This is a genomic window from Roseateles sp. P1_C1_2, assembly GCF_056406535.1.
The window spans coordinates 1-26,447 of sequence record NZ_JBFUAB010000018.1 but is presented as its reverse complement, the minus strand read 5'-3'; the positions used below and the strand labels follow the sequence as shown (position 1 = coordinate 26,447).

Below are 26,447 nucleotides of genomic sequence, written 5' to 3'. Positions count from 1 at the left end.
CGGACTTTGGTCTAACTACATCAAGCGATGGCAGCAGCCAAGGCGCTGACGATCTCGTCCTGCTGCGCCTCGGTCAGGTCTGCGCTCATGGGCAAGCTCATGACGCGCTGCGCCGCGGCGATGCTGTGCGGGCAGTCTTCGGCCTTGGCGTATTTGGCATAGGCGGGCTGGTGATGCAGCGGCCGGGGGTAGTGCACCGCGGTCGGGACGCCGGCGCCCTTCAGCCTGGCCTGCAGCGCCTCGCGGTCGTCCACGAAGACGGTGTACTGGGCCCACACGCAATCGCGGTCACCCCTGACCGCCAGCAGTTGCAGGCCCGGGACGGCCGCCTGCAACTTGCGCCGGTAGGCGTCGCCGAGCTCAAGCCTGCGGCGGATCTCCCATTCGAAGCGGTCCAGCTTGCCCAGCACCACCGCGCATTGCAGCGTGTCCATGCGGCCGCCCACGCCCAGCCGCGTGTGCAGATAGCGCTGGCTCTGGCCGTGGGTGCGGATCTCACGGCAGGCCTGGGCAAGCTTGTCGTCGCTGGTGAAGATGGCGCCGCCGTCGCCATAGCAGCCCAGCGGCTTGCTCGGGAAGAAGCTGGTGCAGCCGAAGGTGGAGAGGTTGCAGCTCTTCTTGCCCGGCCCGCCGCCGGGCCGTCCCAAGGCGGGCGCACCCCCCCGGGGGGCAGCCGACGTACTCGTCGGCGTGGGGGCTCCCCAGTACGTGGCGCCGAAGCTCTGCGCGGCGTCCTCGATGACGGCGAGGCCATGCTTCGCGGCGATGACATTGATGGCGTCCATGTCGGCCACCTGGCCGTACAGGCTGACCGGCATGATGGCCTTGGTCTTGGCCGTGATGGCAGCCTCGATCAGCGTCGCGTCAATATTGGCCGTGTCTGGCTCGATGTCGACGAAGACCGGCACGCCGCCGGCCAGCACGATCATCTCGGCGGTCGCCGCGAAGGTGAAGGGGCTGGTGATGACTTCGTCGCCGGGCTGCAGGTCCAGGGCCATCAGGCAAATCAGCAGCGCCTCGGTGCCGCTGGCCACACTGATGCAATGCCTGGCGCCCGTGTAGGTGACGAGGGCGGACTCCATTTCCTTGACCTCGGGGCCGAGGATGTACTGGCCATGGTCCAGCACCTTCTGGATGCGGGCATTGATGTTGTCGCGCAGAGCCGCGTACTGGCTCTTGAGGTCGATGAAGTCCATTCAGATCAACTCGAGTTGGTGGCGGCTGAGGCGGTAGCGGTCGCCGGTGTGGGGGCAGACGGCCTCGATGGGCTGCTCGCTCGCGACGGGCAGTTCCAGCCTTTCGCCGTAGCGGCTCATCCAGCCGATCTGCCTGGCGGGCACGCCCACCATCAGCGCGAAATCGGGCACATCGCGGTTGATGACGGCGCCGGCGCCGATGAAGGCGTGGCGGCCAACGGTGGTGCCGCAGACGATGGTGCTGTTGGCGCCCAGCGTCGCGCCCTGCTTCACGAGCGTGCGACGGTATTCGTCCTTGCGCGTGACCGCCGAACGCGGGTTGTAGACGTTGGTGAACACCATGCTGGGGCCGCAGAAGACGTCGTCCTCCAGCGTGACCGCGTCGTAGACCGACACGTTGTTCTGGATCTTGACGTTGTTGCCGATGAGCACGTCGTTGCCAACGTAGACGTTCTGGCCGAAGGAGCACCTCGCGCCGATGCGCGCGCCGGCGCTGATGTGCACGAAGTGCCAGACACGGCAGTCCTCGCCGAGCTGGGCGCCGGCATCGACGATTGCCGAGGGGTGGACGGTGGTGGCCATCAGTAGCTCAGCGGCAGGTTGACGCGGCGGCCATCGCGGGCGCTCATATAGAGGGCAATCAGCAGCTCCAGGGACTTCAGGCCCTCGCGGCCGTCGGTCTCGGCATGGGCCTCGCCACGCAGCGTCTGGATGACGTTGTCGTAATACAGCGGGTGGCCGAAGCCATAGACGGACGTGGTCTGGTAGCTGGCGTCTTTCGTCAACGCGTCCATCTCGTGCGGCGCGTCGAATTCCCAATGCTGGATCTCGTTGACCGCCAGGCCGCCGACGCGCACCGAACCGCGCTCGCCGAGCAGGGTGATCGAGCCCTCGAGGTTCCTCGGATAGGTCAGCATGCTGACGTTGACGGTGCCCATGGCGCCATTGCGCCACTTCAGCGCCGCCACGCCGCTGTCCTCGACTTCGATGTTGCGGGCCAGCGTGCCGGTATAGGCCATCACGCTCTCGACCGGGCCGCAGATCCAGTCCAGCAGGTCGATGTAGTGGCTGGCCTGGTTCATGAAGGCGCCGCCATCGAACTCCCAGGTGCCGCGCCACTCGGCGCTGTCGTAATAGGCCTGGGGCCGGGTCCAGAAGACGTTGACGGCAACGTTGTACAGGCGCCCGAAGCGGCCCTCGCTCATCGCTCGCTTGAGCAACTGCAGCGTCGGGTTGCGGCGGTTCTGCTTGACGACAAAGAGGCGCACGCCGGCGTCGTCGCAGGCCTTGACCATGGCCAGGCCGTCCTGCCAGCGCGTGGCCATGGGCTTCTCGGTCATCACGTGCAGGCCGGCCTGGGCCGCCTCGATGGCTTGGCGCGGATGCAGGCCGCTCGGGGTGGTCAGCACGACGCAGTCGGCGCCGATCTCGTGCTGCGCAGCCAGCAGCTCGCCCTGCGACGCGAAACCGCGCGCGCCCGTCTTGGCCACGGCGGCAGCCAGGGTGGCGGGGTCGACATCGCAGACCGCCACCAACTCGGCACGCTCGGCATGCTGCTTGACGGCCTCGATGTGGTTCTGGGCGATGCGGCCGCAGCCGATCAGCGCGAAGCGGACCTTGCGGCCCTGGACGGGCGGGCGGGGAATGGGCATGAGCAATCCGGGGCGTTCAATGCCCGGATTGTCAGACCTCCTTCAGGCTTCCAGCGCCAGCAGTTCTTCCACCGTCTGGCGGCGGCGGATCAGGCGGCTGGTTTCGCCATCGACGAGCGCCTCGGCCGCCAGCGGGCGGCTGTTGTAGTTGCTGGACATGGAGGCCCCGTAGGCGCCGGCGTCGTGGATGACGAGCAGGTCGCCCACCGCCGCAGGCGCCAGGTCGCGCGTCAGCACCTCGCCGCCCGGGCCTTGCGTGAACACATCGCCCGACTCGCACAGCGGGCCGGCCACCACCGTGGGCTGCTCGGGGCCGCCGGCGCCGATGAGGCTCATCGCATGGAAGGCCCCATACATGGCCGGGCGCATCAGCTCGTTGAAACCGGCGTCCACCAGCACGAAGCGGTTGGCGCCGGAGTTCTTGACCGCCCTCACCTCGGCCAGCAGCACGGCGCTCTCGGCAACGAGGTAGCGGCCGGGTTCGATCTCCAGCTTCAGCGCGTGGCCGACCAGGCGCTCGGCCTCGCGGCGGGCGGCGTCCCAGAGGCCGAAGTAATGCGCCACGTCGATGCGTGCATCGCCGTCACGGTAGGGAATCGACAGGCCGCCGCCGGCCGAGATGGCGTGCAGGTCGTGGCCGGCCGCCACGGTCTCGCGCACCAGACCGACCATGGCCTGGCCGACCTGGGCCAGGTGCTCATAGTCCACGCCCGAGCCGATATGCATGTGCAGGCCGACCAGCTTGAGCCCATGGCGGCGGATGGCGGCCAGCGCCATGCCCAGGTCCTCGTGCCAGATGCCATGCTTGCTGTGCTCGCCGCCGGTGTTGGTCTTGTGGCTGTGGCCATGGCCGAAGCCGGGGTTGATGCGCAGCCAGACCGGGTGGCCGGGGGAGGCCTGGCCGAGCTGGTCTAGCATGTCGATGGAACCGGCGTTGACGGGGATGCGGTGCTCGACGACGGTGGCCAGCGTGGCGTGGTCCAGCAGGTCGGCCGTGAAGACGATGTCATCGCCGCCTGCCTCATAGCCCGCAGCCAGCGCACGCAGGATTTCGCCGCGCGACACCGAGTCGACCTTGACGCCCGCCTGGCGCAGCAGCTTCAGGATGTGGATGTTGGAACAGGCCTTCTGCGCAAACCGCACGACGTCGAAACGCTTGAGCGATGCGGCGCGCTCGCGGATGGTGGCGGCGTCATAGACCCACAGCGGCGTGCCATGTGCGGCAGCCAGGGCGGAGAGGCGGGCGGGGTTCAGGGCGGCAGGCAGGGGCTTGGTCATGGCTCACAGCATGCGCCGCCACGCCCATTCAATCAAATTGAAATTTGTGCTGCGACAATTCATTCCTGATATGGATATCCAGCACCGCCACATCGAGGTCTTTCGCGCCGTCATGACGGCCGGCAGCGTCACCGGCGCCGCCGCGCTGCTGCACACCTCGCAGCCGACCCTGAGCCGCGACCTCGCCCGGCTGGAGCATCTGCTGGGCTATGCCCTGTTCGAGCGCGAGCGCGGTCGCCTCAAGGCCACGGCACGGGCGCGGGCGCTGTTCGACGAGGTGGAGCGCAGCTTCCAGGGTCTGGGCCGCGTCATCGAGCGCGCCGAGGCGCTGGGCCGCTCCGAAGACGCGGAGCTGAGCCTGCTGAGCCTGCCTGCGCTCAGTCACGCGCTGTTGCCGGCCGCCCTGCAGCAACTGCTGGCCACCAACCCGTCCGCCCGCGTGTCCATCACGCCCGCTGAACCGCCGTTGCTGGACGCCTGGATCAGCGAACAGCGCTTCGACCTGGGCCTGGCCGAGCAGGCGACGCCTCTGCCCGGCGTGCGCGTCGAGCCGGTGCTGGAGGCTGACGAAGTGGCCGTGCTGCCGGCCACCCATGCGCTTACATCGCGCAAGCGGCTGAGCCTGAAGGATTTTGAAGGCCAGCATTTCATCAGCCTGGCCGAGGACGATCCCTACCGGCGTGAGATCGACGCGCGCTTCGATGCCGCGGGCGTGAAGCGTCGCCTGCGAGTGCAGACGCACAGCGCCGTGGCCGTCTGCGAACTGGTGCGAGCGGGCCTTGGCCTGGCCATCGTCAATCCGCTGACAGCGGTGGCTTGCGCCGGGTCAGATTTGGTCGTACGACCGCTGACCGTCTCGATTCCCTACCGCGTCAGCGCGCTGATCCCATTGCACCGTCCGGCACAGCCGCTGGTCGATGCCTTGCTCAGCGCACTGCGGCGCGCACGACCGTCGGCTTCTCGCCAAAGCGCTTGACGATGCTGGCTTCGATGCCGGCGGCATCCAGGCCGCACAGGCTCATCAGCTTGACCGGATCGCCATGCTCGACGAACTCGTCGGGCAGGCCGAGTTGCAGCACGGGCACGCTCAGGCCGGCGGCGTTCAGCGCCTCGACGACGGCGCTGCCGGCACCGCCCATGATGCAGCCGTCCTCGACGGTGACGAGGGCGTCATGCGTGCGCGCCAGCTCCGCCACCAACTCGGCATCGAGCGGCTTCACGAATCGCATATTGGCCACCGTGGCATCCAGGCGCTCAGCCGCTTCCAGGGCTGGATAGAGCAGCGTGCCGAACGCCAGGATGGCCACGCGGTGGCCCTGGCGGCGCACTTCGCCCTTGCCCCAGGCCTGGGCCGTCATCTGCTTGACCGGCACGACGCCGGCACCGGCGCCCCGCGGATAGCGCACCGTCACCGGGCCGTTGTGCATGAAGCCGGTGTACAGCGCCTGGCGGCATTCGTCCTCGTCGGCCGGCGTCAGCACGGCCATGTTGGGGATGCAGCGCGTGTAGGCGATGTCGTAGTTGCCGGCATGCGTGGCGCCGTCGGCCCCCACCAGGCCGGCGCGGTCCAGCGCGAACAGCACGGGCAGGTTCTGGATGGCCACGTCGTGGACCAGCTGGTCGTAGGCGCGCTGCAGGAAGGTCGAGTAGATCGCGACGACGGGCTTGATGCCCTCGCAGGCCAGGCCGGCGGCGAAGGTGACCGAGTGCTGCTCGGCAATGCCGACGTCGTGATAGCGCTGCGGGAAGCGCTTGTGGAACTCGACCATGCCCGAGCCCTCGCGCATCGCGGGCGTGATGCCCACCAGGCGCGGGTCGGCCTCGGCCATGTCGCACAGCCAGTCGCCGAACACCTGCGTGAAGGTCGTCTTGGGCGGCGTGGCCGGCTTGACGAAGCCCACGGCGGGGTCGAACTTGCCGGAGGCCGCGTGGTACTTGACCGGGTCGGCCTCGGCCAGCTTGTAGCCGGCGCCCTTCTTGGTGACGATGTGCAGGAACTGCGGGCCCTTCTTCTCGCGCAGGTTCTCCAGCGTCGGGATCAACGAGTCCAGGTCGTGGCCGTCGATGGGGCCGACGTAGTTGAAGCCGAACTCCTCGAAGATGGTGCCCGGCACGACCATGCCCTTGGTGTGCTCCTCGAACTTGCGCGCGAACTCGTAGAGCGGCGTGTTCTTCAGCACGCTCTTGGCACTCTCGCGGGCCGCGGCGTAGAAGCTGCCGCTCATCAGCCGCGCCAGGTATTTGTTCAGCGCGCCGACCGGCGGGCTGATGGACATGTCGTTGTCGTTCAGGATGACGAGCAGGTCGCCCATCAGGCCGCCATGGGCCACGCCGGCGTTGTTCAGCGCCTCGAAGGCCATGCCGGCCGTCATCGAGCCGTCGCCGATGATGGCCACGGCCTTGTTGTTCTCGCCCTTGAGCTTGAACGCCATGGCCATGCCATGAGCGGCCGAGATGCTGGTCGACGAATGGCCGGTGCCGAAGGTGTCGTAATCGCTCTCGTCGCGGCGCGGGAAGCCGCTGATGCCGCCAATCTGGCGCAGGCCCGGCATGCGGTCGCGGCGCCCGGTCAGCACCTTGTGCGGATAGGTCTGGTGGCCCACGTCCCACACCAGCCGGTCATCCGGCGTGTTGAAGACGTAGTGCAGGGCCACGGTCAGCTCGACGGTGCCCAGGTTGGAGCCGAGATGGCCGCCAGTCTTGGAGACGCTCTCCAGCACGAAGGCGCGCACCTCGTCGGCCAGCTTGCGCAACTCGGTGCGCGGCAGGCGGCGCAGGTCGGCCGGGCTGTCGATGCCTTTCAGCAGCGTGTATTCCATGGCGGTCCTCTTTAGTTGTCCCGCTCTACAACGGAGTCGGCGAGCAGGCTGAGGTGGCTGACATCGGCCAGACCGCTGGCGGCCAGGGCCGCCTTGGCCTCGGCGCGCAGCGCCTGGGCCAGCGCCCGCGCGGCATCCAGGCCGAGCACGCTGACGTAGGTCGGCTTGTTCGCATCCTGATCCTTGCCGGCCGTCTTGCCCAGCACTTCGGAATCCTGGGTCACGTCCAGGATGTCGTCGACGACCTGGAAGGCCAGGCCCAGGGCCGCGCCGTAGACGGACAGCGACTGGGTGGCCTGCGTCGACGCCGGCCCGCAGGCCGCCCCCATCATGACGCTGGCCTGCAGCAGCACGCCGGTCTTGCGGCGATGCATGTCGCGCAGCGTGGTCTCGTCCAGTCGCTTGCCGATGCTGGCGAGGTCGATGGCCTGGCCGCCGGCCATGCCGTCGTGGCCCGCCGAGCGGGCCAGCAGCGCGCACAGGCGCGCCTGCAGGGCCGGGGCGATGCCGCCACCTTCAGATTCCAGGGGCGTCAGCACCTCGAAGGCCAGCGCCTGCATCGCGTCGCCGGCCAGCATGGCCTGGGCTTCGCCAAAGGCGACGTGGGTGGTCGGCTTGCCGCGGCGCATGACGTCGTCGTCCATGCAGGGCATGTCGTCGTGCACCAGCGAATAGGCGTGGATGAGTTCGACCGAACAGGCCGCGCGCATCGCCGCAAAGCTGTCGCCGCCAACGGCCGCGCAGCTCGCCAGCACCAGCAAGGGGCGCAGCCGCTTGCCGCCACCGAGCACCGCATAGCGCATCGCCTCGCCGAGGCCGGCCGGCGCAGCGGCGGGAACCAGATCGTCCAACGCCGCTTCGAAGGCGTTCAGCGACGCCTGCACCCAGCGGTCAAAGTCCTGTGCATTCAAGATTCGGGGCCCTCCCAGGCCTTCAGTTCGGCGCCGTCCAGCAACTTGACCTGTTGTTCCACAGCCTGCAGCCGCCCGCGGCACAGCGCCAGCAACTCGGCCCCGCGCTTGTAGCTGTGCAAAAGCTGGTCCAGCGGCAACTGCTGCCCCTCCATGGCCGCCACCATGCGCTCCAGCTCGTCGAGCGCCTGCTCGTAGCTGAGGTCGGCATCGCCGTCGCTCGCGGCGGCCTTGGTGCGGGGAGAGGACTTGGTCATTTCAAAACGCGAAACGGCAATTGTAGTCAGCGGGTTTCCTCAGCTCGGTGCATGCGGACGTAACCGTCGGACGGCGTGCACGGGCATGCGTAGAATCCCGGACCTCTCGCTCGAGCGCGCACGCGCGCTGCCTCGAACTCCCCTTTTCCACACCTAGCAACCTGGCCGACTCGGCAAACCCGAGATGCGCCGGAGGGACGCAGCACCCCATTCCGTCTGAAAGACCCGCCTGGATCATGTCCGACCTGAGCCTTCCCGTCTCGGCGCTCAAACGCAGCCAGACCCAGCTCCCGGTGAGCGCCTATTTCGATACCGATCTGTTCCAGCGCGAGCAGGCCAGCATCTTTCAGCGAGGGCCCCGCTACGTCGGCCATGCACTGGCCGTCCCCGAAATCGGTGACCACTACGCCCTGCCCCAGGAGGGCGAAGGCCGGGCGCTGGTGCGGTCGGCCCAGGGTATCGAGCTGATTTCCAACGTCTGCCGCCACCGCCAGGCGCTGATGCTCAAGGGCCGCGGCAACACCCAGGCCAACATCGTCTGCCCGCTGCACCGCTGGACATATTCACACCAGGGTGAACTGATAGGCGCGCCGCACTTTGCCGAAGACCCCTGCCTGAACCTGAACCGCTACAAGCTGCAGGAATGGAACGGCCTGCTGTTCGAGGACAACGGCCATGACGTCGCCGCCGAGCTGGCCCAGTTGGGGCCGCGCGCGCAGCTGGACTTCTCCGGCTATGTGCTCGACAAGGTCCAGGTCCACGAGTGCAACTACAACTGGAAGACCTTCATCGAGGTCTACCTCGAGGACTACCACGTCGGCCCCTTCCACCCGGGCCTGGGCGGCTTCGTCAGCTGCGACGACCTGGCCTGGGAGTTCGGCAAGCACCACTCGGTGCAGACCGTCGGCGTGCACCAGGAGCTGGAGCGCCCCGGCTCGCCGGTCTACCAGCGCTGGCACGACCAGCTGCTGAAATTCCGCGAGGGCCGCCCGCCCGAGGCCGGTGCCATCTGGCTGACCTATTACCCGCACATCATGGTCGAGTGGTACCCCCATGTGCTGGTCGTGTCGACGCTGCACCCGGTGTCGCCGCAGAAGACCGTCAACCTCGTCGAGTTCTACTACCCCGAGGAGATCGCCGCCTTCGAGCGCGACTTCGTCGAGGCCCACCAGGCCGCCTACATGGAAACCTGCGTGGAGGACGACGAGATCGCCGAGCGCATGGATGCCGGCCGCAAGGCCTTGATGATGCGCGGCGACAACGAGACCGGCCCGTATCAAAGCCCGATGGAAGACGGCATGCAGCACTTCCATGAGTGGTATCGGAACGAGATCGGCGCGCCTCTCTGATGCCGGCTCCGCTGCTCATGGTCGCGGCGACGCTGCTGTTCGCCACCATGGGCGTCTGCGTCAAGCTGGCATCTGAGTTCTACGCGGCCAGCGAGATCGTCATGTACCGGGGCCTGGTCGGCTCGGTCATGATGGCCCTGCTGACGCGCCACCAGGGCATCAGCCTGAAGACCCGCCTGCCCGGCATGCACCTGTGGCGCAGCATCTCCGGCGTCACCTCACTGTGCCTGTGGTTCTATGCCATCAGCCACCTGCCGCTGGCCACGGCGATGACGCTGAACTACATGTCCTCGGTCTGGATGGCCCTGTTCCTGCTCGGCGGCGCCGTGCTGATGGGCGCCCAGCGCCTGGACTGGCGGCTGATGGCCTCGGTGCTGCTCGGCTTCGTCGGCGTCGCCATCATCCTGCGGCCCACGCTGGACCAGCAGCAGCTCTGGTACGGCCTGGCCGGCCTGCTGTCCGGCATGATCGCCGCGATGGCCTACCTGCAGGTCACGGCCCTCGGGCGCGTCGGTGAGCCCGAACTGCGCGTCGTCTTCTACTTCTCGGTCGGCGGCTGCGTGGCCGGCGCCGTCATCACGGGCATCACGGAAGGCGGCCTGCAGACCCACACGCTGTGGGGCGCCAGCCTGCTGCTCGCCGTCGGCGTGCTGGCCACCACGGCCCAGGTCTGCCTGACACGCGCCTATTCCATCGGCCGCCCGCTGGTGAACGCCTGCCTGCAATACCTGGGCATCGTGTTCTCCTTCATCTACGGCATGCTGCTGTTCAAGGACCCGCTGACCTGGCAGGCCTTCATCGGCATGCTGCTCATCATCGGCGCGGGCCTGGCTGCCACGGTGTTGCGCAGCAAGGTCGCACCCCCACCCAAAGACAGCCAGTTCAACCCCGCCGAGTCATGACCTACACGACGTTGATCACCGCCGCCGAACTCCGTGCGCTGCACAACCCGCTGATCCTCGAAGGCAGCTTCGATCTGGCCGACACCGATGCCGGCGAGCGCGCCTACGCGGCCGGCCACATCCCCGGCGCCTTCTATCTGCACCTGGACCGTGACCTCTGCGGCGACAAGACCGCCGCCGACGGCTCCTTCCGCGGCCGCCACCCCCTGCCCGAACGCGAGGCCTTCGCCGCGCTGATGCGCCGCCTGGGCCTCGCCGCCGGCCGCCAGGTCGTCGCCTACGACCGCCAAGGCGGCCCCTATGCCGCCCACATCTGGTGGATGCTGCGCTGGCTGGGCCACGCCGAAGTGGCCGTGCTGGATGGCGCGTGGGATGGCGAGATGACGACAGACGTCTCCACCGCCACGCCGACCGACTGGCAACCCGGCCAAGCCCTGGTCGGCCAGATCGACGCCGCCACGCTGCTCAAGAAGCTCGGCAATGTGCGCCTCATCGACGCCCGCGCCGCCGAGCGCTTCCGCGGCGACGTCGAGCCCCTGGACAAGGCCGCCGGCCACATCCCCGGCGCCAGCAACCGCTTCTTCAAGGACAACCTCGGCACCGATGGCCGCTTCAAGCCCGCCGCCCAGTTGCGCGCCGAACTGCAGCCCCTGCTCGCGCCGCACGGCGCCGACGCCGTCGTTCACCAATGCGGCTCGGGCGTCACCGCCTGTCACAACCTGTTGGCCATGGCCCACGCCGGCCTGGGCGATGGGCTGCTGTATCCGGGTTCCTGGAGCGAATGGTCGTCGGACTCCGGCAGGCCGATCGCCGTTGGTTGATTTGCGATCGACCGATCGCAAAGGGTTGATCTCCGACAAGCGCGGAAGCCCCTGTTGGGCCACACTGTGGTTCTCCGCAACGACTGGAGGACCGAATGTTCAAGCGCATCCTCGTCCCCACTGACGGCTCCGACATCACCGCCCACGCGGTGGACACCGCCATCCAGCTCGCCAAGGTGCACGGCGCCCAGCTGCTGACGCTCAGCGTCATGGAGCCCTTCCCCTACAGCGCCGTCTCCGAGATCCAGCCCGTGCCGCCGCAGGAGTTCATCGACGCCCAGCTGCGCGTCGCCACTCAGCGCGTCGAGGCCGTCAGCGCCTCGGCTGCCGCGCAAGGCCTGTCATGCAAGGCGCACACCACCGAGGCCCTGCACGCCTGGGAGGCCATCGTCGACCATGCCAAGGCCGAGAACGTCGACCTCATCGTCATGGCCTCGCACGGCCGCAAGGGCTTCGCTGCGTTGCTGCTCGGCAGCGAAGCGCAAAAGGTGCTGTCGCACATCGAGACGCCGGTGCTGATCGTCAAGTAAGCGCCGGCTACCGGCCCAGCCGTGGCCACCGGCTTCAGCACGACCTTGTCCAGGCCCTCGTTGAAGGCCAAGGTCTTTCGGTTGACCGACTCCAGGGGTCGGGGTTCCGCGTCGTGGCGCAGCCCGACAGCTGTGCGGCGGCGCCCAGCAGCAGGCCGGGCAGGTGGGCTTTGAAAGGCGGATGCGAGATCTCGCTTCATTCATCGTGACCCGGGCCTCGTGGCCAGGGTCTTCTTGCTGGGAACTTGCCGCGGCGCCAGGCTGACCTGGGCCAGCAGGCCGCAAGCCACGGGCGCGTGCTGCTCCGGCAGCGGCGCATGCACTACACCGACGAGCGAGAAGGCCGCGCCGGCAATGGCGATGAAGAAGGTCGACAGGAGTCGCTGGGTGGAGGCTTGCATGTCGTGTCCTCGGTGAAATGCGTGGGGCAGTCGTTCGCGGCGCATGGCGCTGCACAGGCGCCCTGCGATGGCTTGGCGGCGGCCGCACGCAACAGGCCGGCAGCGGCCCAGGCCATGCGGGAAGGGGGTGCGAATCTCATGGCGCCGACTGTTCGGCCGCCTGACTTTCCTGGCACTTACCGCGCCATGCCCTGCAGCACGGCTGCCCGGTAAGGACACGGTAAGACGGCCGCGTCGACGATGGGCGCCCCTTCACCCTGCCCGCCCCTGGAATGCTCATGCGACAGCTGTACCTCTCTCCCTCCCGATTGCCTGCGACCCTGCTGCGCCTGGCCCTGGCCAGTGCGGCGCTGGCACCGCTGGCTGCCGCGGCAGCTCCCGCAGACAACGGTGGCAAGGACGGCGAAGCCTCGTCCTGGGGCCTCGGGCTCGCGGCGATCTCCAAGCAACAGCCCTATGCCGGCATGGACCGCGAGACCCGCGTGTTGCCCATGCTGAGCTACGAGAACGCATGGTTCAAGTTCAGCGGACTGAGCGCCGAGGTCAAGCTGCCGCGCCTGGGCCTCAACGAAAGGCAATCCATCGATGTCCGCCTGGTGGGCCGCTTCGACATGGGCGGCTACGAGGCCGACGATGCCCCCATCCTGAACGGCATGGATGAGCGCAAGGGCGGCTTCTGGCTTGGGGCCAAGGCCACCTGGCGCAACGACATCGCCCACCTGAGCGCCGACTGGTCGACGGACGCCTCGGGCCACAGCAAGGGCCAGCGTTTCGGCCTGAGCCTGGAGAAGAACTTCCGCCTCGGCCAGCAGCTGATGCTGACGCCGCGCCTGGGCGCCGTGTGGCTGGACAAGAAGTACGTCGACTACTATTTCGGCGTTCGCGCCCATGAGGTCCAGGCGGGCCGCGCGGCGTACTCGGGCAAGGCCGGCATCAACACCGAGCTGGGCCTGCGCGGCGCCTATCTGTTCGACCGCCACCACTCCATGTTCGTCGACGTCGGCGTCACCAGCCTGGCCAAGGAAATCAAGAACAGTCCGCTGGTGGACCGCTCGACCGAGAACCGCGTGCTGCTGGGCTATCTCTACCGCTTCTGATGAATCGCATTCTCCTGGTCGAGGATCACGAACGACTGGCACAGCTGATCAGCAAGGGGCTGGCGAATGCCGGCGTCGCCGTCGATGTGGTCGACCGGGTGAGCGCGGCCTGGGCAGCGCTGCAGCAGATTCCCTACCGCGCACTGGTGCTCGACCGCGGCCTGCCCGGCGGTGATGGCCTGGAGCTGCTGAAGCGGCTGCGCGACGCAGGGCTGGGCACGCCCTGCCTCGTGCTGACCGCCCGCGACGCGCTGCATGACCGCGTCGAAGGGCTGGAGGCCGGCGCCGACGACTACCTCGCCAAGCCCTTCGCGATGGACGAGATGGTGGCGCGCGTGCGGGCGCTGCTGCGCCGGCCGATGCAGAGCCGCACGCTCGCGCCTCAGCTCGGCGACCTGCAGTTGCGCCCGGATGCCGGCACGATCTGCTGCGGTGAGGAAGGCGTCACGCTGGCGGCGGCCGAGATGCAGATCATGCTGCTGCTGGTGGAGAAAGGCGGCGAGACCGTCAGGCGCGGCGCGCTGGAGGCGGCCGGCTGGGGGCTGGACGAGGCCGTGACGCCCAACGCGCTGGATGTGGCCCTGCACCGGCTGCGCCGCAAGCTGGGGGCCATCGGGTCGCGGCAACGCATCGTCAACGTGAGGAACCTGGGATATGCGCTTCGTGAATCGGGCGTGGACGAATAGCCTCAGCTTCAAGGTCATCCTGGCCTATGTGGCCGGTGTCGTCCTGAGCGTGCTGATCATCGTGCTGGTCATCAAGGGCCTGCTGGCCTTCAGAAGCCCCATCCTGCTGGAAGAAGACGTCAACCAGAACGCCGAAGGGTTGGGGAAGCACCTGAGGTTCGACGCGTCAGGGGCGCCCGTCGGTTTTGACGAGAAGCATTCCTGGGTCTTCGAGACCATGAGGGAAGAGGTTGCGTATCGCGTCCTGGACAGCTCGGGACGGGTCGTCCTGCAGTCGCAGGCGGGCGATGCCTTCTGGCCGTCGAGCAACGGCCAGGTGGGAGCGCCAAAGCCTGGACGCCTTGATTTCACCCGGACAGGCATCCCGTTCCAGGGCGCCACCGCAGTCCTGGAACACGGCGGTCGACAGTGGTTTTTTCAGATGGCCAACAGCGCGAGGCTGGCCGAGCTGCTCAGGCTCGAGTTCGCGCTGCCCTTCATGGGCATAGGCATCGGCCTGTTCAGCGCGGTGCTGCTGTTCGTGTTCGGCGTCTGCGCCTTCATCACGATGCGCCACGTGCAAAAGCCGTTGCAGGCGCTGTCGGCCTCGGCCGCCGCCATCTCGCCGCGCTCGCTGCACGCCCGGCTGCAGAGCGAACGCGCGCCGACGGAGATCGCGCCGCTGGTGGAGAGCTTCAACCGCGTGCTGGAGCGCCTGGAGCGCGGCTATCGCGTGCAGCAGGAGTTCCTGGCCACGGCGGCCCACGAGCTGAAGACGCCGCTCGCCCTGATCCGCGCACAGATCGAGCTGACGAATGCAGGCGGGGAACGTGACGCGCTGCTGCGCGACGTGGCGCACATGACGCGGCAGGTACAGCAGCTCCTGCTGCTGGCCGAAGCCAGCGAAGCGAACAACTACGGCTTCGCGCCGACGAACGTCATGGACGTGGCCCGCGAGGCCGCCGACTACCTCGATCGCATAGCCCAGGCCGCCCAGGTCCGCATCGAGCTGACTGGCCCGGACGATCCGGCCTCATGGAACGCTGACCGCGGCGCGCTCTTCACGCTGCTGAAGAACCTGCTGGAGAACGCCATCCAGCACGCGCCGGCCGGCACGCCCGTCCTCGTCGAGGTGGACGCCGTGACCTTGTCGGTCCGGGACTTCGGCCCGGGCGTGACGCCCGATCAGCTCCCCAAGCTGTTCGCGAGGTTCTGGCGCGGCGCCCACAGGCGTGACCACGGCGCCGGCCTGGGGCTGGCAATCTGCCAGGAGATCACCCAGGCCCATGGCTGGTCGCTGGCCGCCCAGCGCGCCGAACCGGGACAGGGCTTGCGTCTGGTGGTGTCGAGCTTAGTGGCGGCGGCCTGATCGGGCGGCGGAAGGAACCAGCTCAGTCCTCGGCAGCAACCACCAGCGTACTGGCCTCTACGGCCTGCCACGCCGGCATCGCCACATCGAACGACGCGGGCACCGGCTCGCTGCCCGCCACCAGCTCGGGCGGCATGGCGGCCACGGCGACGGCGCAGCTCAGGGCGAAACACAGGGCAACGATCGACGTGTCGAACAGGGCGACGAAGAACTCGACGGCGGACAGGCTTTTCATGGGGGGCTTTCGGCGAGGCGCTCACGCAAGCGGCGCGGATGGAAAGCCGTCACTGTCGTCAGTGCAGGTATCAGCGCCGTTCCCTGGAGCGGCCACTGCGTTTCAATTGTTCTTGCAGAGATCCTCAACCTTCAGCTGCATCGGCCGGCGAAGGAGCACTGCCGGCCTGGACTGAGGCCTAACATGGCACGGTCCTGACCTCGGAGAACGCCGCCATGGCTGACGATGGATCCTCGCAAGGCGCGAACGCCTGGCCGATGCCGAAATTCTTCTTCCGGGTCCAGTGGGGCTCGCAGGCGCTGTCCTTCCAGGAGGTCAGCGGCCTGGACATCGAGGCCCAGGCCATCGAGTACCGGCATGGCGACAGCAAGCAGTTCTCGACCGTCAAGATGCCGGGGCTGACGAAGTTCGGCAACGTGACGATGAAGAAGGGCATCTTCAAGAACGACCCAGGCTACCTGAGTTGGTTGGACAAGCTCCGCGCCGGCACCGCTCAACGCGGGGTGGTCACGATCAGCCTGCTGGATGAGTCCGGCAGTCCGACCATGGTGTGGACGCTCACCAACGCCTGGCCCACCAAGATCACCGGCACCGATCTGAAGTCCGACGGCAACGAGGTCGCCGTTGAGTCCATCGAGGTGGCCCATGAAGGCATGAGCGTGGTCGCCGCCTAGCTCAGGACGCCGTCGCCGCAGCCACTCGCACCGCCGCGGACCGCACGCCCATCACCGCCACCGCGGCGACGAGGCAAGCCCCGCCCGCCACGAACAGCGCCGGCGAGTAGGACAGGGTCACCGAGCGCGCGAACCCGGCGCCGAAGGCTGCCGTGGCGGCGCCGAGCTGGTGGAAGGCGAACACCCAGCCGAACACCAGCCCCGCACGCGCCGGGCCGAAGACCTGGGCGGCGAGCTTGACCGTCGGCGGCACGGTGGCAATCCAGTCCAGGCCGTAGAACACCGCGAAGGTCGACAGACCCGCCACCGTGAAGTCCGAGTACGGCAGCCAGAACAGCGACAGGCCGCGCAGGCCGTAGTACCAGAACAGCAGCTTGCGGTTGTCGAAGCGGTCCGACAGCCAGCCCGACAGCGTGGTGCCGACGAGGTCGAACACGCCCATCATGGCCAGCACCGACGCCGCCGGCACCGGCCCCAGGCCGCGGTCACCGCACAGCGAAATGAAGTGCGTCTGCACCAGCCCGTTGGTGCTCAGGCCGCAGATGAAGAAGCTGCCCGCCAGCACCCAGAAGGCGGGTACGCGCGCGGCGCTGGCCAGGGTCTCGAAGGGCAGCTTCCAGGTGGGCTTGGGCGCATTCGCGGCCACAGGCGTGTCCGCCGTGGCGCCATAGGGCAGCAAGCCCAGGTCGGACGGCGAGTTGCGCACCAACAGCATCACCAGCGTGGCCACGACGCCGGTGGCGACGACGACAGGCCACAGCGCCGAGCGCCAGCCATGGTTCTCGATCAGCCAGGTGGCCAGCGGCAGGAAGACGAGCTGGCCGGTCGCGCTGCTGCCCGCGAGCAGGCCCATGACCAGGCCCTTGCGCTCGACGAACCAGCGGTTCACGACGGTGGCGCCCAGCACCATGGCCGTCATGCCTGTGCCCAGGCCCAGCACCACGCCCCACAGCACGAAGGCCTGCGTCAGGCTGTGCATGAACATGCCCAGCAGCAGCGTGCCGCCGATGGTCAACGAGGCCAGCGCGACGACGTGGCGCACACCGAAGCGCATCAGCACCACGGCCGCGAACGGTCCCAGCAGCCCGAAGAGGGCAAAGCGCGTCGCGAACACCGACGACAGCTCCGTCGTGGTCCAGCCGAACTCCTTGGTCAGCGGCTGCAGCAACGCGCCCGGCAGGCCGAGCGCCGCCGACGTGATCAGCATGGCCAAAAAGGTCAGGGCGGCAACGACCCAGGCGTAATGGATGCCGCGGCGCTGCAGCAACTGGGCAAGACGGGGAGCGAGCATCAGTTCACCTTTTGATTGCGAGTGATTTCATTAAAGCAATGATATCAACCATAATCAAAACCCCACAAGCACCTCTTCCCTTCAGGTGATTTGATGAAAGTGACCAAGGAACAGTCCGAACTGAACCGCCAGGCGCTGCTGGATGCGGCGGCGCGGCTGTTCAAGCAGCACGGCATCGACGGCGTGGGTGTGGCCGACATCTGCAAGGCCGCCGGCCTCACGCATGGCGCKCTGTACAAGCACTTCACCGACAAGCAGGACCTGGCGGCCCAGGCCTTCGCCCACAGCTTCCGCAAGGGTTTCGACAAGACGACCAAGGCCGACAGCGGCAAGACACCGACGCTGGCCACCTACCTCGACCAATACCTGAGCCGCCGCGTGCGCGACGACCAGGCGGCCGGCTGCCCGGTCGTCACGTCCGCCTGCGACACCGGCCGCCAGAGCGAGGCCGTGAGCCAGAGCTACACGGCCGGTTTCCTGGAACTGCGCGAGGGCCTGCAGGCCGTGCTGGACCCAGAAGGAAAAGACCCCGCCAAGGCCACGCTGGCCGTGGCCGCCCTCATCGGCGCCATGGCCATCTCGCGCGGCGTCGCCAAGACCGACGCGGCCCTGGCCAACGAGGTGCTGAAGCAGGTGCGCCAGCAGATCGAACAGCTGGCGGATTGAAAACATGCTGTCGGGCCCGACCTACGTCCGCATGCGGCGCCGCGCACGGCGCCGTCCCGCGACCCTTGCACTAAATTCCATTCATGATCCTCGTCTGCCCCCAATGCGGCACCCGCAACCGCGTGCCGGATGAGCGCCTCGCCGACGGCCCAACCTGCGGGCATTGCGGCGGCCCCGTCGCACCGCGCAAGCCCGTCGCTCTCGGCGATGCTGACCTCAGCGCCTATCTGCAAGGCACCGAGGCGCCGGTCCTCGTCGACTTCTGGGCGGCCTGGTGCGGCCCCTGCCGCTCGTATGCACCGCACTTCGAGCAGCTCGCCGCCAGCCGGCCGGACATCCGCTTTGTCAAGGTGGACAGCGATGCGGCCCAACACAGCAGCGCCAGCCTGCAGATCCGCAGCATTCCGACGACGGTGCTGTTCGTCGGTGGGCGTGAGGTCGCGCGGCAGAGTGGTGCGATGACGGCGGCGCAGCTTGGAGCTTGGGTGAACGGCGCGTTGCGCTGACCGACTCCGGTGTGTTGGCTGGTCCTGGGGCCAACTGGTTCGCCGTTCCCCGTCCTCGCTTGTATGCGCTCACCCCCGCGATCAGGTGATTCGGTCCTGCAGTGATCAGGGCGGAATGCAACTCCTGCTGGCTATATTTCGCGGACTTCTAAAAGTAGCAGGGAGAGGGGTCATGGGCGCGAACAAGAGTCTCAATAAATTCCGGTCGCCGGTCACGACTGCTGTCGCGGCATTGCTGCTCAGTGGCGCCGCGCAAGCTGATACCGTGAGCTGGCTTGGTAGCAATGGCTCCTGGCAGGACGCGTGGCATTGGACCAACTTCGGGCGCCCCGGTGCCAATGACGACGTTTCGCTGGCCTGGCCCTATGCCATGGGCGCGACCGCCTATCTGTCGAAAGGGTACTCGTCCTCCTACGGACCAGCGCAGATCGGCAGCTTGACGATTGGCGCCAGCAACCGCGTCCAGATCTGGGCCGAAACACTGCAGGTCAGCGGAGCCATCGTCAACGACGGCGAACTGTTGCTGGACACCAGCAACGGCGTCCCCAGTTCCCTGAAGATCGGGACAGACACGACGCTGGCCGGCACGGGCACGCTCACACTCAAATACGGCGGCTTGCTGGACCTCAATGCACGGACGCTGACGATAGGCAGCGCACAGACGGTCCACGGCACGGGCGGCGACATCGGCAACGGCAACCTCATCAACCAAGGCCACCTGATGGCCGATGGCGTCCTGAGCTTCTATCCCGGCGCCGGCTCGGTCGACAACAGCGCGGGCAGGATCAGCGTCGGCGCCCAGGGCATTCTTTCGGCCAACCAGGCCAGCTTCACGGGCGGCCGGATCACCACCGCAAGCGGCGGAGCCATCTACGGCTCGGGGGGAGCTGCCAGCGCGACCTTCTCGAAGCTGACTTTCGAAGGCGACGCGAGGTTTGGCGGCGCCATGACGCTTGTCGATGCGGCTAACAAGGGAACGCTTTCTATCAACGGCACTGCCGCAGTCACCTCGGTAAAGGGTGCACTCGTCAACGACGGCAGTATTTACGTAGAGAAGACGCTTGCCATCCAGGGCGACACGAGGCTCACGGGCAGCGGTACGGTATGGCTAAGGCGAGACAGCGGCCCGTTCCAGACGTTCATCGGATTTCTCGACGTAGCTGCGAACAGCACGCTCACGATCGACAGCACCCAGACCGTGCGCGGTGCCGGGCGCATCCGCGGCTCCGCCAACAGCCGCATCGTCAATCAAGGCTCTCTCATTGCCGAAGGCGGAACGCTGTCGCTGTTCGCAGGGGATGGCATCTTGGACAACAGCGCAGGGCACATCACCGTCGCGCACGATGCCGTGATCGGTAGCAACGGAACCCTGATCCTGGGCGACGCCTCGACGCTCGCCTTCGACGTAGGCAGCAGCGCCGCCGACCATGGCGCGCTGTACATCATGTCCAGCGCGCCGCAGGCTCTGGACGGCACCCTCCGGCTCAACATCGGCTACGGCGCCAAGGTCGGCGACAGCTTCACGCTGCTGTCTTACATCGGCGGCGAGACGGGTACCTTCGACCAGGTCATTGCCACGGGCTACACCCTCACCACGAGCTACAGCGCCAGCGACATGACCGTGACCATCTCCGGGATCACCGCGGTGCCAGAGCCGGCAAGCTGGCTGCTGGCCGGCGCGGGATTGGTCGTGGTTGGGCGCCGCGTGCGCAAGCAAGCCTGACACGGAGTGCAATCGCTGGAGACCAACGAGCAGGACGGCTGAACAGCAGTGCTAGCTCTGCGGGCTGGCGCGTGCCGCTGAATTGGCGCCTATCAGATGCATGCGAAAGAAGTCCACCGTGGCGCTCACCCACAGCGCCGTCGCTGCCGCCCGGTCAAAGCCCGGTGGGTCGCACAGCAGGTCGCATTCCAACCGGCCAAGATTGCTGGCCGGCGGGGACGGGGCGAGCAGCGCGCCATGACCGGCGCCGGGTAGCGCGGCGACGAGCTTGCAGCTCTGGCAGGCCGCCAGCAAGGGGTCGCTGTGGAAACGCGGCAGCAGCCAGCGGTCGCCGTCGGCGGTGATGAGGCCCAGCGGCACGCGGGGCCGGGCCAAGGTGGCGAGGTCGAAGTCGGCAGCGGCCGGCACGGCAGCGACGATGGCGGCAATGCGCGGGTCGGCGTGGGTCTGGGGCGCGGCGTCGCCGCGGAACTTCCAGTCGAGCACGTGGCGGGCCACCCAGAGCTTGAGGCCGTCCAGCGAGCCACCGGTCAGGCGGGTGGCCAGGCCGACGCAGCTGTAGAAGTCTTCCGCCAGGTCTTTCTCGCAATGCGCCCGGAAACGCTCGGGCGACCAGGCACCACCCGCCAGGCTCAGCATGGTGTGCCCGCCGGCCGACATGCCGAAGCCGCCGACGCGGTCCAGCTTCAGGTGGGCAAAGCGTGGGTCGGCGGCGACGCGGTCGATGGCGTGGCTGATCTCGGCGGGGCGCTGCTTCCAGCTCTCGGGGCCCGGGCGGCCGGGGTCGGTCCAGTTGTCGCCGCGGTGCAGGGGCAGCACGACGGTGAAGCCGGCCTCGACCAGGGCCTTGGCCAGCGTCGTGTGCACCCAGGGCCCACCGCCCGAGCCGTGGGAGATGGCGATGAGGCGGCGGTTGCCTTCAGCGGGCGCGGCGCCCGGCGCCAGCATCAGTTGCAGGTCGCCACGCGTCTCGGGCCGGCCGGCGGCGGCGGTGGGATAGAACAGCGTGACGGTGCCGCCCGCGTCGTCGGCGGGCAAGGTCAGCGTGCCGACCGTGGCGGCGTGGGCGGCGGCAGCGGCGCTCAAGGCCAGGCTGGCGAGCAGGGTTCTGAAGAACATCGAGGGCTCCTCGGGTTGAGAAGCCCACAGGCTCGACCGCGGCGGCCGTGGCGTCTGGCCGAAACCTCGGCTTTGCAGGTTTCGGCGCTGGTTTTCAGGAATCGGCCAGCTGTTTCTGCCGGAATTCCGTCGGTGTGAGGCCGGTGTCGGCCTTGAAGGCACGGTTGAAAGGCCCGATGGAACCGAAGCCCACGTCCAGCGCGATGGTCAGCACCGGCAGGCCGCGCTCGGCCGGGTCGGCCAGGCGGCGCTTGGCCTCAGCCAGGCGCAGGCCGTTCACATAGGCGTTGAAGTTGCGATGCCCCAGGCCCTGGTTGATGACGCGGCGCAGCCGGTATTCCGGTGTGCCCAGTTGCCCGGCCAGGCTGGCCAGGCTCAGGCCCTCCTGCGCATAGCCGCGGCGCTCGGCCATCAGCCTGGCGAGTTCGGCGGCCACGGCCTGGTCCTGCGGGTCGTCGGCGGGCGGGGTGGGCGCCGGCATCGGCGCGGCGGGCTCGCCCCACAGGCCATGGGCGCGCGGCGCGAGCAACTGGCCGGCGATGACGGCGGTCAGCGTCAGCAGCATGGCCACATCGACCAGGGCCGCGCCGTGGCTGAGGCTGCCGTCGGCCGAGCTGACGCGCAGGGCCACCAGCACGAGGGCATAGAGGGCGCCGCCGCCCACGACGACGCCACGCAGCCGGCGCCGCGCTTCGATGAGGTCCACCCGCCAGGGCCCGACGACGGCGGCCAGGCCGAGCAGCGCGAAGACGACGGGGATGGCCCGCATTACCACCCAGCCCGGCCCCCAGGCGGCCCATTGGCAGAGGGCGGCACCGAACAGCACGACGGCGGCCCACAGCCCGCCATGCCAAGCGCGCAGCTTGAAGCCGTCTTCGAAGACGGCGCGCGCGAACAGCCAGAACACCACGGCGGAGCCCAGCGAGATGCCGATGCCGGGCGCCTGGGGCTGGCAGCGCAGTTCATGCTCGACCCAGGGCGAGGCTGACAGCGTCTGCACGATGAGGGAAGCCGACAGTGCGATGCCGATTCGCACCAGCTCGGCATGCCGGGCATGGCGCCAGTGCGGCAGCAGCGCGGCGATGACGAGGGCCAGCAGCGCGATCAGCGCGCCGCGCAGCCCCGCGTCAATGAGTGCCATGCAGCAGCTGGGACACCGCGAAGGCCACGCCCAGACCCACGCCCAGCCACGCGACCTGGGCAAAGGTCTCGCGCCAGGCCAGGCGCTGCTGCAGCTGGGGCAGCAGGTCGGCCACCGAGATGTAGATGAAGCTGCTGGAGGCCAGCACCAGCAGATAGGGCAGCACGCCCTCGAAGCCGCCAATCAGGAAGTAGCCCAGCACGCCGCCCACCACCGCCGCCATGCCCGAGATGGCGTTGAACAGCAGCGCCTTGCCGCGGCTGAAGCCAGCGTTCAGCAGCACGATGTAGTCGCCCACCTCCTGCGGAATCTCGTGGGCCACGATGGCCAGGGCGGTCGCGAAACCCAGGCGCGTGTCGGCCAGGAAGGCGGCCGCGATGATGGCGCCGTCGCAGAAGTTGTGGATGCTGTCGCCCACCAGCACGGTCAGCCCGCCGCGCCCGGCCTGCTCGGCGTCGAAGTGGTGATGGTGGTGGTGGCCGTCGCCCTCGTGGTGGTGCACATGGCGGTAGAGCTCCACCTTCTCCAGCAGCCAGAAGAACAGCAGGCCGCCTAGCAGCACGGCGAACAGCGTCTGGGGCTGGGCGGTGTGGCTTTCGAAGGCCTCGGGCAGCACGTTCAGCAGCGAGGTGCCCAGCAGGATGCCGGCCGACAGGCTGACGAGGCTCTTCACGAGGCGGGTCAGCACGCCGACGGTCAGGCTCGCGGCGACGAGCACCGACAGCAGGCCGCCCGCGAAGGTGGCGAGCATGATGTAGATCAGGGTCATGGATGGCAGCAAAAGCAACGGGCCACAGCCATGGACTGCGGCCCGAAGGCGGTCAGCGTAGCAGAGGCGTCAAGCCACACCGTTTTTGCGGAACCAGGCCAGGGCCCGCGCCCAGGCATCGTCGGCCGCGGCCTTGCGGTAGCTGGGGCGGTAGTCGGCATAGAAGCCATGCGGCGTGTCGGGGTAGACGACGAACTCGCATCGGGTGTTGCCGGCGGCCTTCAGCGCGGCTTCCAGCTGGGCCAGCGTGTCGACCGGGATGCCGCCGTCGGCCGCGCCATACAACGCCAGCACCGGCGCCTTGATGCTGGCGGCGCGTTCGATGACGGTCTTGTCACCGGCGTGGTAATTGCGCGCCACCGGGCCGTACCAGGCGGCGGCCGCCGTCAGCTTGGGGTTGTGGGCGGCATAGGACCAGGTGGTGCGCCCGCCCCAGCAAAAACCCGTGATGGCCAGCTTGGCGGTATCGCCGCCATTCGCCGCGGCCCAGGCCACGGCGGCGTCGAGGTCGGCATTGACCTGGGCGTCGCCCGCCTTGGCCACGACCTCGCTGATGAGCTTGGGGATCTCGGTGTAGGCGCCGGCATTGCCGTGGCGCGCGAACAGCTCGGGCGCGATGGCCAGATAGCCCTGCTTGGCAAGGCGCCGGCAGACGTCGGCGATGTGCTCGTGCACACCGAAGATCTCGCAAGCCACCAGCACGACGGGCAGATTCTTCTTGCCCGCGGGTGCAGCGCGGTAGGCCGGCATCTGGAAGTCGCCCATGGGGATGGTCACGGGGCCGGCCTCCAGGCCCGCGGCGTCGGTCGTGACCGTCTGCGCCGTCACGGGCAGCACGGCGGCCGCGAAGCCGCTGCCCACGGTCGTCTGCACAAAGCTGCGGCGGCTGAAGTCGCGGGACGGCGCGAGGCTGTCGATCTCGTCTTCCAACATGAGGCTCCTGGCTTGGGGGGTTACGGAGGAGCGTCAAATTTTGCCCCGACAATCCCCCGCCATGACGACGCGCCCCGACCCAGCCGGCCAAATCTGGGCCTCCATCGACATCGGCTCCAACAGCTTCCGGCTGGAGCTGGCCCGGCTGGCCGGCGACCGCTACCAGCGTGTCAGCTACATCAAGGAGAGCGTGCGCCTGGGCGCCGGCCTCGACGCGCAAGGCATGCTGACCGAAGAGGCCATGCAGCGCGGCCTCACCTGCCTGAAGGGCTTTGGCGAGCAACTCGTCGGCATCCCGGCCGAGCGCATCCGCGCCGTCGCGACGCAGACGCTGCGCGAGGCCCGCAACCGCAACGCCTTCCTGGCCCGCGCGCAAGCCGTGCTCGGCCATCCCGTCGAAGTGATCGCAGGCCGCGAGGAGGCCCGCCTGATCTTTGCCGGCGTGGCCCGCCTGCAGCCCTCCAACAAGCCCCGCCTGGTCATCGACATCGGCGGCCGCTCCACCGAGATGATCCTGGGCAGCGGCCGCAAGCCGCTGCTGGCCGAGTCCTTCGGCGTCGGCAGCGTCGGCCTGTCGATGCGCTTCTTTGCCGACGGCCGCTACACGGCCGAAGCCTTCCGTGCCGCCCAGGTCGCCGCCGGTGCCGAGCTCGAAGAAGCGCTGACGCTGTTCCGCCCCGAGCTCTGGCAGGAGGCCCTCGGCTCCTCCGGCACGGTGGGCGCCGTGTCGCAGATCCTCGCGGCCTCGGGCCAGACCGATGGCCGCATCACGCCCGCGGCGCTGCGCTGGTGCATCGAGCAATGCCTGGCCGCCGGCTCGCAGGACAAGCTGCAGATACCCGGCCTGAAGGACGACCGCCGCCCCGTCGTGGCTGGCGGCCTGTGCATCCTCTACACGCTGCTCAACCAGTTCGGCATCGCCGAGCTGCTGCCCACCAAGGGCGCACTGCGCCAGGGCGTCATCTTCGACCTGGTCGAACGCCTGCAGCCCAGCGGTGCGCGCGACCCGCGCGCCGACGCCGTCGCCGATCTGCAGGAGCGCTTCGCCGTCGACACCGCGCAGGCCGGGCGCGTGGCCAACCAGGCGGAGCAGCTCTACCACCAGCTGAGCGCCAAGCCCACACCCGAGTTGCTGCGCGAGCTGGTCTGGGCCACGGCCCTGCACGAGGTCGGCATGCTGATCTCCCATCACGACCACCACCGCCACAGCGCCTACGTCATCGGCCACGCCGACGCGGCCGGCTTCTCCACCAACCAGCTGCAGCGCCTGGCGGCCCTGGCCCTGGGCCAGCGCGGCGGCCTGCGCAAGCTCGAGGCCCAGCTGAGCGACGCCAGCCTGCTGGACCAGCTCATCGTGCTGCGCCTGGCCGTCATCCTCTGCCATGCGCGCACGCCGGTGGCCGTGGCGACGCCCAAGCTCGAGCGCGATGGCAAGAAGCTGACGCTGCGCTGCCCCAGCGGCTGGTCGACCGAGCAGGCGCGCACGCGCTTCCTGCTGAAGGAAGAGGCCGAGGCCTGGGGACGGACCGGCGTGCTGGAGCTGGTGGTCGTCTGAACTTCGGCAAGCTTGGGATGTCGGAGCGTCACCCGGCCACGGACACTGCTGCCAAGGCCTGACAGCACCGTCGGTGAGCATGCGGGCCTGCACCACGACAGGAGATCCCGACATGCTCAAGACCTACACCGGCAGCTGCCATTGCAAGGCCGTCCGCTTCGAAGTCGACCTTGATCTGGCTGCCGGCACCGGCCGCTGCAACTGCTCCATCTGCTTCAAGACGCGCAACTGGAGCGCCAGCGTCAAGCCCGACGCCTTCCGCCTGCTGGCCGGCGCGGATGCGCAGAGCGACTACCAGTTCGGCTCCAACAGCGTGCACAACCTGTTCTGCAAGACCTGCGGCGTGCGTTCCTACGGCCATGGCTACATCGAACAGGTCGGCGGCGCCTTCGTGTCGGTCAAGCTCAACTGCCTGGATGACGTGACGCCCGAGGAGTTGGTGGCCGCACCGGTGCAGTACTACGACGGCCTGCACAACAACTGGTGGAACAAGCCCGAAGAGATACGACACCTGTGAGCCCCTCGTCCAGCCCGGCCCCGCTGAACGCGAGCCGGTCTGGCCGGTCCCCCGAGGGGACAGCGGACAGC

Annotated in this window: 28 protein-coding genes and 1 pseudogene; 15 read left to right on the top strand and 14 right to left on the bottom strand. The window is 68.4% G+C overall.

Annotated features, from left to right (window positions below):
• Nucleotides 1–20: 20 nt before the first annotated feature.
• The 3 genes from AC1D2H_RS18430 to AC1D2H_RS18420 are packed head-to-tail and all read right to left on the bottom strand — an operon-like array spanning nucleotide 21 to nucleotide 2,782.
• On the bottom strand, nucleotides 21–1,196 hold the full coding sequence (locus AC1D2H_RS18430; RefSeq protein WP_478011971.1) for a DegT/DnrJ/EryC1/StrS family aminotransferase: 1,176 nt from the start codon (nucleotides 1,194–1,196) through the stop codon (nucleotides 21–23).
• Nucleotides 1,197–1,778, bottom strand: coding sequence for an acyltransferase (locus AC1D2H_RS18425; RefSeq protein ID WP_478011970.1), 582 nt, complete (start codon nucleotides 1,776–1,778; stop codon nucleotides 1,197–1,199).
• Nucleotides 1,778–2,782, bottom strand: a complete 1,005-nt coding sequence (locus AC1D2H_RS18420; RefSeq protein WP_478012064.1) for a Gfo/Idh/MocA family protein — start codon at nucleotides 2,780–2,782, stop codon at nucleotides 1,778–1,780. The genes AC1D2H_RS18425 and AC1D2H_RS18420 overlap by 1 nt, the downstream gene beginning before the upstream one ends.
• 14 nt (nucleotides 2,783–2,796) lie before the next feature.
• Between AC1D2H_RS18420 and AC1D2H_RS18415 the strand changes: the two are divergent.
• Nucleotides 2,797–2,850, top strand: a pseudogene (locus AC1D2H_RS18415) (hypothetical protein); the annotation flags it as partial.
• Nucleotides 2,851–2,890: 40 nt separating this feature from the next.
• On the opposite strand, the gene lysA reads toward AC1D2H_RS18415, so the two are convergent.
• Nucleotides 2,891–4,126 (bottom strand): diaminopimelate decarboxylase, encoded by a 1,236-nt coding sequence (gene lysA / locus AC1D2H_RS18410; RefSeq protein WP_478011969.1) that lies wholly within the window; start codon nucleotides 4,124–4,126, stop codon nucleotides 2,891–2,893.
• Between the two features lie 70 nt (nucleotides 4,127–4,196).
• Here lysA and AC1D2H_RS18405 point away from each other — a divergent pair, with 70 nt between their 5' ends.
• Nucleotides 4,197–5,102, top strand: a complete 906-nt coding sequence (locus AC1D2H_RS18405) for a LysR family transcriptional regulator (RefSeq protein ID WP_478011968.1) — start codon at nucleotides 4,197–4,199, stop codon at nucleotides 5,100–5,102.
• On the opposite strand, the gene dxs is transcribed toward AC1D2H_RS18405, so the two are convergent.
• From dxs to xseB, 3 genes are read right to left on the bottom strand one after another with little or no spacing between them, the layout of a single operon-like run.
• Nucleotides 5,053–6,945: a 1-deoxy-D-xylulose-5-phosphate synthase gene (dxs, locus tag AC1D2H_RS18400; protein ID WP_478011967.1), complete on the bottom strand. Its 1,893-nt coding sequence runs from the start codon at nucleotides 6,943–6,945 to the stop codon at nucleotides 5,053–5,055. The genes AC1D2H_RS18405 and dxs overlap by 50 nt on opposite strands.
• An 11-nt stretch (nucleotides 6,946–6,956) precedes the next feature.
• Entirely contained in the window at nucleotides 6,957–7,856 is a 900-nt protein-coding gene (locus AC1D2H_RS18395) for a polyprenyl synthetase family protein (RefSeq protein ID WP_477929289.1), read from the bottom strand.
• On the bottom strand, nucleotides 7,853–8,113 hold the full coding sequence (gene xseB / locus AC1D2H_RS18390; protein WP_477929288.1) for an exodeoxyribonuclease VII small subunit: 261 nt from the start codon (nucleotides 8,111–8,113) through the stop codon (nucleotides 7,853–7,855). The genes AC1D2H_RS18395 and xseB overlap by 4 nt, the downstream gene beginning before the upstream one ends.
• A 236-nt stretch (nucleotides 8,114–8,349) precedes the next feature.
• Here xseB and AC1D2H_RS18385 point away from each other — a divergent pair, with 236 nt between their 5' ends.
• The 4 genes from AC1D2H_RS18385 (at nucleotide 8,350) to AC1D2H_RS18370 (ending at nucleotide 11,715) form a co-directional block, all read left to right on the top strand.
• Nucleotides 8,350–9,462, top strand: a complete 1,113-nt coding sequence (locus tag AC1D2H_RS18385) for an aromatic ring-hydroxylating oxygenase subunit alpha (RefSeq protein ID WP_477929286.1) — start codon at nucleotides 8,350–8,352, stop codon at nucleotides 9,460–9,462.
• Nucleotides 9,462–10,364, top strand: a complete 903-nt coding sequence (locus AC1D2H_RS18380; protein WP_478011966.1) for a DMT family transporter — start codon at nucleotides 9,462–9,464, stop codon at nucleotides 10,362–10,364. The genes AC1D2H_RS18385 and AC1D2H_RS18380 overlap by 1 nt, the downstream gene beginning before the upstream one ends.
• Nucleotides 10,361–11,185 carry a sulfurtransferase gene (locus AC1D2H_RS18375; protein ID WP_478011965.1) on the top strand — a complete coding sequence of 275 codons (825 nt, stop codon included), beginning with the start codon at nucleotides 10,361–10,363 and terminating at the stop codon, nucleotides 11,183–11,185. Before AC1D2H_RS18380 ends, AC1D2H_RS18375 begins: the two co-directional genes overlap by 4 nt.
• 95 nt (nucleotides 11,186–11,280) lie before the next feature.
• Nucleotides 11,281–11,715, top strand: coding sequence for a universal stress protein (locus tag AC1D2H_RS18370; protein WP_477929280.1), 435 nt, complete (start codon nucleotides 11,281–11,283; stop codon nucleotides 11,713–11,715).
• A gap of 200 nt (nucleotides 11,716–11,915) precedes the next feature.
• Here AC1D2H_RS18370 and AC1D2H_RS18365 read toward each other — a convergent pair whose 3' ends face one another.
• A complete protein-coding gene (locus AC1D2H_RS18365; protein ID WP_477929279.1) occupies nucleotides 11,916–12,116 on the bottom strand; it encodes a hypothetical protein in 201 nt (66 codons plus the stop codon).
• A gap of 308 nt (nucleotides 12,117–12,424) precedes the next feature.
• Between AC1D2H_RS18365 and AC1D2H_RS18360 the strand changes: the two genes are divergently transcribed.
• From AC1D2H_RS18360 to AC1D2H_RS18350, 3 genes are read left to right on the top strand one after another with little or no spacing between them, the layout of a single operon-like run.
• Nucleotides 12,425–13,213, top strand: a complete 789-nt coding sequence (locus AC1D2H_RS18360) for a MipA/OmpV family protein (protein WP_477929277.1) — start codon at nucleotides 12,425–12,427, stop codon at nucleotides 13,211–13,213.
• Nucleotides 13,213–13,899, top strand: a complete 687-nt coding sequence (locus AC1D2H_RS18355) for a response regulator transcription factor (protein WP_477929275.1) — start codon at nucleotides 13,213–13,215, stop codon at nucleotides 13,897–13,899. The genes AC1D2H_RS18360 and AC1D2H_RS18355 overlap by 1 nt, the downstream gene beginning before the upstream one ends.
• Nucleotides 13,868–15,247, top strand: coding sequence for a sensor histidine kinase (locus AC1D2H_RS18350; protein WP_478011964.1), 1,380 nt, complete (start codon nucleotides 13,868–13,870; stop codon nucleotides 15,245–15,247). Before AC1D2H_RS18355 ends, AC1D2H_RS18350 begins: the two co-directional genes overlap by 32 nt.
• A 22-nt stretch (nucleotides 15,248–15,269) precedes the next feature.
• Here the strand turns inward: AC1D2H_RS18350 and AC1D2H_RS18345 are convergent, their stop codons facing one another.
• On the bottom strand, nucleotides 15,270–15,482 hold the full coding sequence (locus AC1D2H_RS18345; protein WP_478011963.1) for a hypothetical protein: 213 nt from the start codon (nucleotides 15,480–15,482) through the stop codon (nucleotides 15,270–15,272).
• Between the two features lie 215 nt (nucleotides 15,483–15,697).
• On the opposite strand from AC1D2H_RS18345, the gene AC1D2H_RS18340 reads away from it, so the two are divergent.
• A complete protein-coding gene (locus AC1D2H_RS18340; RefSeq protein WP_477929269.1) occupies nucleotides 15,698–16,156 on the top strand; it encodes a phage tail protein in 459 nt (152 codons plus the stop codon).
• A gap of 1 nt (nucleotide 16,157) precedes the next feature.
• On the opposite strand, the gene AC1D2H_RS18335 is transcribed toward AC1D2H_RS18340, so the two are convergent.
• Nucleotides 16,158–17,447: an MFS transporter gene (locus AC1D2H_RS18335; RefSeq protein WP_478011962.1), complete on the bottom strand. Its 1,290-nt coding sequence runs from the start codon at nucleotides 17,445–17,447 to the stop codon at nucleotides 16,158–16,160.
• Between the two features lie 93 nt (nucleotides 17,448–17,540).
• Here AC1D2H_RS18335 and AC1D2H_RS18330 point away from each other — a divergent pair, with 93 nt between their 5' ends.
• The 3 genes from AC1D2H_RS18330 (at nucleotide 17,541) to AC1D2H_RS18320 (ending at nucleotide 20,342) form a co-directional block, all read left to right on the top strand.
• Entirely contained in the window at nucleotides 17,541–18,113 is a 573-nt protein-coding gene (locus AC1D2H_RS18330; RefSeq protein ID WP_477929265.1) for a TetR/AcrR family transcriptional regulator, read from the top strand.
• A gap of 83 nt (nucleotides 18,114–18,196) precedes the next feature.
• Nucleotides 18,197–18,619, top strand: a complete 423-nt coding sequence (gene trxC, locus AC1D2H_RS18325) for a thioredoxin TrxC (protein ID WP_477929263.1) — start codon at nucleotides 18,197–18,199, stop codon at nucleotides 18,617–18,619.
• Between the two features lie 172 nt (nucleotides 18,620–18,791).
• Nucleotides 18,792–20,342, top strand: a complete 1,551-nt coding sequence (locus AC1D2H_RS18320) for a PEP-CTERM sorting domain-containing protein (protein WP_477929261.1) — start codon at nucleotides 18,792–18,794, stop codon at nucleotides 20,340–20,342.
• A 51-nt stretch (nucleotides 20,343–20,393) separates the two neighbouring features.
• On the opposite strand, the gene AC1D2H_RS18315 is transcribed toward AC1D2H_RS18320, so the two are convergent.
• The 4 genes from AC1D2H_RS18315 to AC1D2H_RS18300 form a co-directional block, all read right to left on the bottom strand.
• The gene (locus tag AC1D2H_RS18315) at nucleotides 20,394–21,461 is read right to left on the bottom strand and encodes an alpha/beta hydrolase family protein (protein WP_477929259.1); all 1,068 of its coding nucleotides are present in this window, start codon (nucleotides 21,459–21,461) and stop codon (nucleotides 20,394–20,396) included.
• A gap of 94 nt (nucleotides 21,462–21,555) precedes the next feature.
• Nucleotides 21,556–22,602 carry a helix-turn-helix domain-containing protein gene (locus AC1D2H_RS18310; RefSeq protein ID WP_478011961.1) on the bottom strand — a complete coding sequence of 349 codons (1,047 nt, stop codon included), beginning with the start codon at nucleotides 22,600–22,602 and terminating at the stop codon, nucleotides 21,556–21,558.
• The gene (locus AC1D2H_RS18305; protein WP_478011960.1) at nucleotides 22,589–23,371 is read right to left on the bottom strand and encodes a ZIP family metal transporter; all 783 of its coding nucleotides are present in this window, start codon (nucleotides 23,369–23,371) and stop codon (nucleotides 22,589–22,591) included. The genes AC1D2H_RS18310 and AC1D2H_RS18305 overlap by 14 nt, the downstream gene beginning before the upstream one ends.
• Nucleotides 23,372–23,440: 69 nt before the next feature.
• Nucleotides 23,441–24,304 carry a dienelactone hydrolase family protein gene (locus tag AC1D2H_RS18300; protein ID WP_478011959.1) on the bottom strand — a complete coding sequence of 288 codons (864 nt, stop codon included), beginning with the start codon at nucleotides 24,302–24,304 and terminating at the stop codon, nucleotides 23,441–23,443.
• A gap of 61 nt (nucleotides 24,305–24,365) precedes the next feature.
• Between AC1D2H_RS18300 and AC1D2H_RS18295 the strand changes: the two genes are divergently transcribed.
• Together AC1D2H_RS18295 and AC1D2H_RS18290 are read left to right on the top strand one after the other, a co-directional pair.
• The gene (locus AC1D2H_RS18295; protein ID WP_478011958.1) at nucleotides 24,366–25,859 is read left to right on the top strand and encodes a Ppx/GppA phosphatase family protein; all 1,494 of its coding nucleotides are present in this window, start codon (nucleotides 24,366–24,368) and stop codon (nucleotides 25,857–25,859) included.
• 112 nt (nucleotides 25,860–25,971) lie between these two features.
• Nucleotides 25,972–26,376 (top strand): GFA family protein, encoded by a 405-nt coding sequence (locus tag AC1D2H_RS18290; RefSeq protein ID WP_478011957.1) that lies wholly within the window; start codon nucleotides 25,972–25,974, stop codon nucleotides 26,374–26,376.
• The last annotated feature ends 71 nt before the right edge of the window (nucleotides 26,377–26,447 follow it).